At 69.5% G+C, this 4,827-nt stretch carries 6 protein-coding genes; all 6 read right to left on the bottom strand.

Annotated elements, in window-relative coordinates:
- On the bottom strand, window positions 1–1,323 hold a 1,323-nt coding region (locus APY03_RS25735; RefSeq protein ID WP_232324407.1), incomplete at its 3' end, for a relaxase/mobilization nuclease domain-containing protein.
- Window positions 1,324–1,783: 460 nt separating this feature from the next.
- The gene (locus APY03_RS25740; RefSeq protein WP_068681377.1) at window positions 1,784–2,380 is read right to left on the bottom strand and encodes a S26 family signal peptidase; all 597 of its coding nucleotides are present in this window, start codon (window positions 2,378–2,380) and stop codon (window positions 1,784–1,786) included.
- A complete protein-coding gene (locus APY03_RS25745; protein ID WP_068681379.1) occupies window positions 2,377–2,922 on the bottom strand; it encodes a DUF2840 domain-containing protein in 546 nt (181 codons plus the stop codon). Before APY03_RS25745 ends, APY03_RS25740 begins: the two co-directional genes overlap by 4 nt.
- On the bottom strand, window positions 2,919–3,203 hold the full coding sequence (locus APY03_RS25750) for a hypothetical protein (protein ID WP_043373393.1): 285 nt from the start codon (window positions 3,201–3,203) through the stop codon (window positions 2,919–2,921). The genes APY03_RS25745 and APY03_RS25750 overlap by 4 nt, the downstream gene beginning before the upstream one ends.
- Entirely contained in the window at window positions 3,200–3,838 is a 639-nt protein-coding gene (gene parA / locus APY03_RS25755) for a ParA family partition ATPase (protein WP_068681381.1), read from the bottom strand. Before parA ends, APY03_RS25750 begins: the two co-directional genes overlap by 4 nt.
- A 241-nt stretch (window positions 3,839–4,079) precedes the next feature.
- The coding region (locus tag APY03_RS25760) for a replication initiator protein A (protein ID WP_232324408.1) at window positions 4,080–4,827 on the bottom strand (748 nt) is incomplete at its 5' end.

Genomic DNA, 4,827 nt, shown 5'->3' on the forward strand with positions numbered 1-4,827 from the left:
CTGGCCTTGCGCGATGGCGAGGTGGTGATCGGTGCGGTACAGGCCATCGCTCGCCAGCGAGGCGATGTTGCGGTCGGCCGCGCGCACGTCGGCCGACCCCTTCACCTCCACCACGGCGCCGGTCGGATAGTTCGCCAGCTCGTCGCGGGCGTTGAGTGCGACGTAGTGGGCTTTGCCGTCCACCCCGTCGATGACCAGATAGCCCCGGTCGCGCAGCTCGTCGGCCAGCCCTTTCGCGGCTACGCGGCCGAGAATGGTTCGGCCGCTTCCGTCGGCATCCTGGCCCGGCTCGAACACCGCCAGCTCGCGCGGCTCGCCGCGCATAGCCCGCTGCATGGTGCGGATGATGTCGCCACGCTCGCCCAGGGCGCGCAGGGTCTTTTCCGCATCGGCATGGACGGCCCAGGTGCCGGACTGCATTTCGTCGGCCAGGCCCAGGCGCTGCAAGCTTTGCAGGCGGCCGATCAGCAGCAGGCGCTGGCGTTGCAGCCGCGGTTCGTTGAAGCGTTCGATCCGCACCCGGCCGTCCTCGCCGGCCTCCCGTTGCAGGGTGCGATCCAGGCTCGTCCACCGCTCCTGCTCCACCTCGCGCTGCAAGGTCTGCTGGATCTCCAGCTCGGTGCGCGGCCCCAGCCATTCGGTCGCCAGCTCGGCGGCGCGATGGCGGAAGCCATCGGCGATGTAGTCGCCCGCGATGATGAGGTCTTTGCCGGTGTCGTCGCGCCCGCGCGCGACGATGTGCGTGTGCGGGTTGTCGGTGTTCCAGTGGTTGACGGCCACCCAATCGAGGCCCGTGCCCAGGTCGGCTTCCATGCGGCCCATGAGGTGCCGTGTGTAGGTGCGCAGGTCTTCCAACTCGGCGCCATCCTCGGGCGAGAGGATGAAGCGGAAATGGTGCCGGTCGTCGGCGCAGCGTTCCTTGAAGGCGTCGAGGTCGGCGGCATCGGTCTGCGGCCCGTAGGCTTGGCCCGGTTCGCCATCGCGGCCCACGCCGTCGCGCTCGATATAGCGTAGGTGCTTGGCAAGTGACTGCGGGCTGGCCTGGCGCTGGTTGACCAGCAGCGTCTTGATGGTCGCGCGCCGCGACATGGGCGTGAGCTTCGCCCCTGCGAAGCGCGCCGCCGTGTGGCCGCGCCCCAGGCGCGAACCGGGCCGCTGGCCGGTGCCACGCGCCGATGCCGGACGGCGCACCGAGGACTTGCCGCCGCTGGCCTTGCCAACCTGCTTGAGCACCTTGGAAACGAAGCTCTGGCCCTGGCCCTTGCCCCGGTTCTTCGGGGCGCTGGGGCGCACCCGGAAATCGTCGTCGCGGCGGTCGGTCATAGCTGCGCTTCCTGCAAGTTCTGGCGTGTCCGGGCGTGCGAAGCACGCGGACATGCCTGCATTGGCGCGACCCTCGCGCCCCACGCGGCACGGCGGCGAAGCCGCTCCGTGCTGCGCCACCCCCACGTGCAGACTGGCTTTCGACGCGGCCCGGTGCCGCGTCCTTTTGTCTTGCCTTCCGCCTTTGCCCCTCGCTGGCGCTCCGGGCCGCGGCGGCCCGGCGGCGCTGCTGCGCGAGCAGCCAGCGCGCCGGCGAACGCGCGAACCAGCGCGGTGAGGGCCGCAGGCCGGGCGCGTTCGAGGCAAGACGCCTGCACGTGGGACGGCTGCGCCGAAGGGAGCGCGAAGTGCGGCGCGGATGCGCTCGCACTGCACGCGCGACAGCATGGCGACGGACAGCAGAACGACACGCCCGATGGCACGATGAAATGCACGGCAACGTGCAGCGAGTCGGCGGCCATCATGGGCGAGACTCCAGCCAGACCGGATGCGCGACGCCGATCACGGCGGATGCGCTGACCGGCCCGAAATACCGGCTGTCGAACGACGCCGGGTTGGTCACACTGAGCAGGAACAGTTCGCCAGCTTCAAGGCGACGGCACTGCTGCCAGGATGGCAGCGGCCGGCCCCAGCGGTCGGCGGGCAGCGCGGCGGCCGAAGGCACGCCGTCGATGCGGACGATGCGGCCAGTGATGCACACCTCCTGCGGCGCGACTGCGCCCACGCGCTTGAGCAGCGGCACGCGCGCCGGCAGGTAGCCGCGCTGCGCGGCCAGCGCGGCAGCGTCTGGCGGCAGCGTGGTCAGGACGATGCTGCCCACGGACAAGGGGCGTGGCAGCGAGCCGGGCTTACGGCCCAGCGGATCGACGCGATACCAGCCGACCGCCACGCTGTCGGATGGGTTGTAGATCAGGCGCGGCAGCGGATGCACGAAGGACGCCCAGGCCAGCGCAGCGAGGCCCCAGGCGGACAGGCTCGCCAGCACGAGGCGAGCGCGCAAACGTGCGCGGGGCGCGCGAGGACGCGGCTCGGTGCAGGCAGGGGAAACGGCGGTCATGGCAGCGCCCTCCCGGTCAGCCAGGCGGCGTGCCGCTCGGCGGTGTATTCGGGCAACGGCAGGCGCGCGGCGAGCCGGTTGGCGAGCGTGCGCCAGTACGCGGGCGACGCACCGATAGGCGCGATGCCCAGCGCCTCGATGGGGTCGATGCGCTCCAGCACGGCGCGCACCTGGTTCTCCCCTTCGGCGTGCAGCAGCAGGCGCGCGCCAGGCTGCACGCCGGGGATGCGCTGCGCCGCATCGAACGGCGTGCAAGCCTGCATCACCATGAGCTGCCAGCGGATCGTGCCGTAGTCGTTGGCATGCCAGCGGATGCGGCAGAACATGGCACCCGGCAGGAACACCGCGCAGCGCCGCCAGCGGTCGAGCTGGAGCGTGCGCGCAGGTTCGCCGAAGCGCAGGTAGAGCTTGAAGCGCGGTTCGATGTAGGCCAGCGCCACGCGCGTCAGCGGCGCGCCGGCAGGCTGGTCGAAAGGTACTGCGAGCTCAGCCGTAGCCGCGAAGGCAACAGGCGCGGGAGCAGACGAAGCGGATGCAGTCATGGCGTGTTCTCCCTGCGGTGTTCTGGAAACTCCCGCTCCAGCAGGCCGCGCAGCAGGTCGGCTACGGTCACGCCTTGCGTGAAGGCGGAAACCTTGATGCGCGCCCGCATGGCGGGCGTGATGTCGAGGGTCAGGCGTGCCGTGTAGAGGTCGCCCTTGTTCAGCGCATCGGCGTCGCCCTGGCGAATCCACGCCTCGGCGTGCGGATTCGCGGGCGGACGCGCGCCGATGCCGACGCGCTTGGCCGTGCGTTTGCTGTTCGGTGGCGGCTTCGCTGTCATGTCGGCCACCGCAGCAGTTCGTCCGCCAGTGCGGTGATTTCGCGGGTGGCGGCGCTGTCCGGTGCCGTCTCGCGTGCAAGCCGGCCAGCGGCCACGCTGTCGGCGAACACGATGCGCTGATGCACTTCCGCGCGCAGCGCAGGAAGCGGCTGGTCAGCAAGCGCCTGGCGCGCTTCGCGCCCGATCACGGTGGTGCTGACGCGCCGATTGATGACGAAGGCCGCGCGCAGCGCAGGCCGAAAGACCTGCGCCTCGCGGATCAGCGCCACCATCTCGGCGCTGGCCCAAAGGTCATACGGGCTGGGCTGCACGGGAATCAGCACGCGCTCGGCCGCCAGCAGCGCGGAACGCGCCAGGGCGGCGATGCGCGGCGGGCCGTCGATGATGATGTGATCGGCGCGGCGGGCCAGCTCCGGCGCTTCCTGATGCAGCGTTTCGCGGGCGAGGCCCACGGCGCTGAACAGCCGTGGCAAGCCCTGCTGGCTTCTGCGCTGCGTCCAGTCCAGCGAAGAACCCTGCGGGTCGGCGTCCAGCAGGATGACGTGCAGCCCGCGCATCGCCAGCTCGCCCGCGATGTGGGTAGCGAGTGTGGTCTTGCCGACGCCGCCTTTCTGGTTGAGAAACGCGAAGATCATGGCGCGGCCCTCCCTGCTGGAAAGCCGGCCTGGCCGTGCCGTTTCGTGGTTGTCCACCGAAACGACGCGTTTCTACTAAAAGTTAGAGATTTATAGTTAGGTAAGTTAGAGGGGTCGCAAACCCGCGCCGTTACTGGCTTTGCGGCGTTTTCGTACTCCTGATAGCACGATAGGCGTACTCCCGATAGCACGATACCCGGCACTCCTGATAGCACGAGGCCGTCCACAGCTTTTCCCGCAGTTATCCCCGTGCCGTGAACGGCACGGGCCGGAAGGTCAGCAGTTCCAGCTTCTCGTCCGGCATCGACTCGATGCCCAGGACGTAGCCGGGCAGCGACTGCCGCGCGACCAGCACGCGCAGGTCGTAGGCGAAGTCCGAGAAGCGCGCCGCGCTGCCGGACTTGCGGTGCAGATGCCGGAAGTCGAATTGCCAGCCGTGTTCCTGCCGCCCGCCGTGCTTGCGCACCAGGCGATACAGCCAGCGTTCGATGCCACCTTTCAAGCGGAAATAGGCCGGGTCGATGGTCAACACCAGGGCGGCATCGAGCACGCCGGCATAGAACCAGTCCGGCAGGATCAGCTCGATGCCCAGCGGCGTGCCGCTGGCGTCGGCCAGCTCGCGCCATTCGTTCACCCACGAAAAGCGGTGCAAGCGCCTCCCGGTGGTTTCGCGGATGGAAGTCGCCACGCTGGTCGATTGCAGCCGGTCGAGCGCGGCTTTCAGGCGCTGGTAGTCGTTCAAGGACGTGCCGCGCCCGATGAAGCGCAGGATTTCGTAGGGCGTGGCGTGTATCCAGCGCGACGGGCGAATGCCTGCGTCGCGCGCCTCCACGATCTGCGAGGCCGCCCAAATCAACACGTCGGCATCCCATATCGTGGCGATGCCGTGCTCGGCCGTGCCTTCCACGCGGATGGTGATGTTCCCGCTGCGGAAGTCGATCGGCGCCGTGCGCCGCGACTTCGCCAGCGAGAAGAACGGAAAGGCCATC

Source organism: Variovorax sp. WDL1, from assembly GCF_001541225.1.
GTDB lineage: Bacteria > Pseudomonadota > Gammaproteobacteria > Burkholderiales > Burkholderiaceae_C > Variovorax.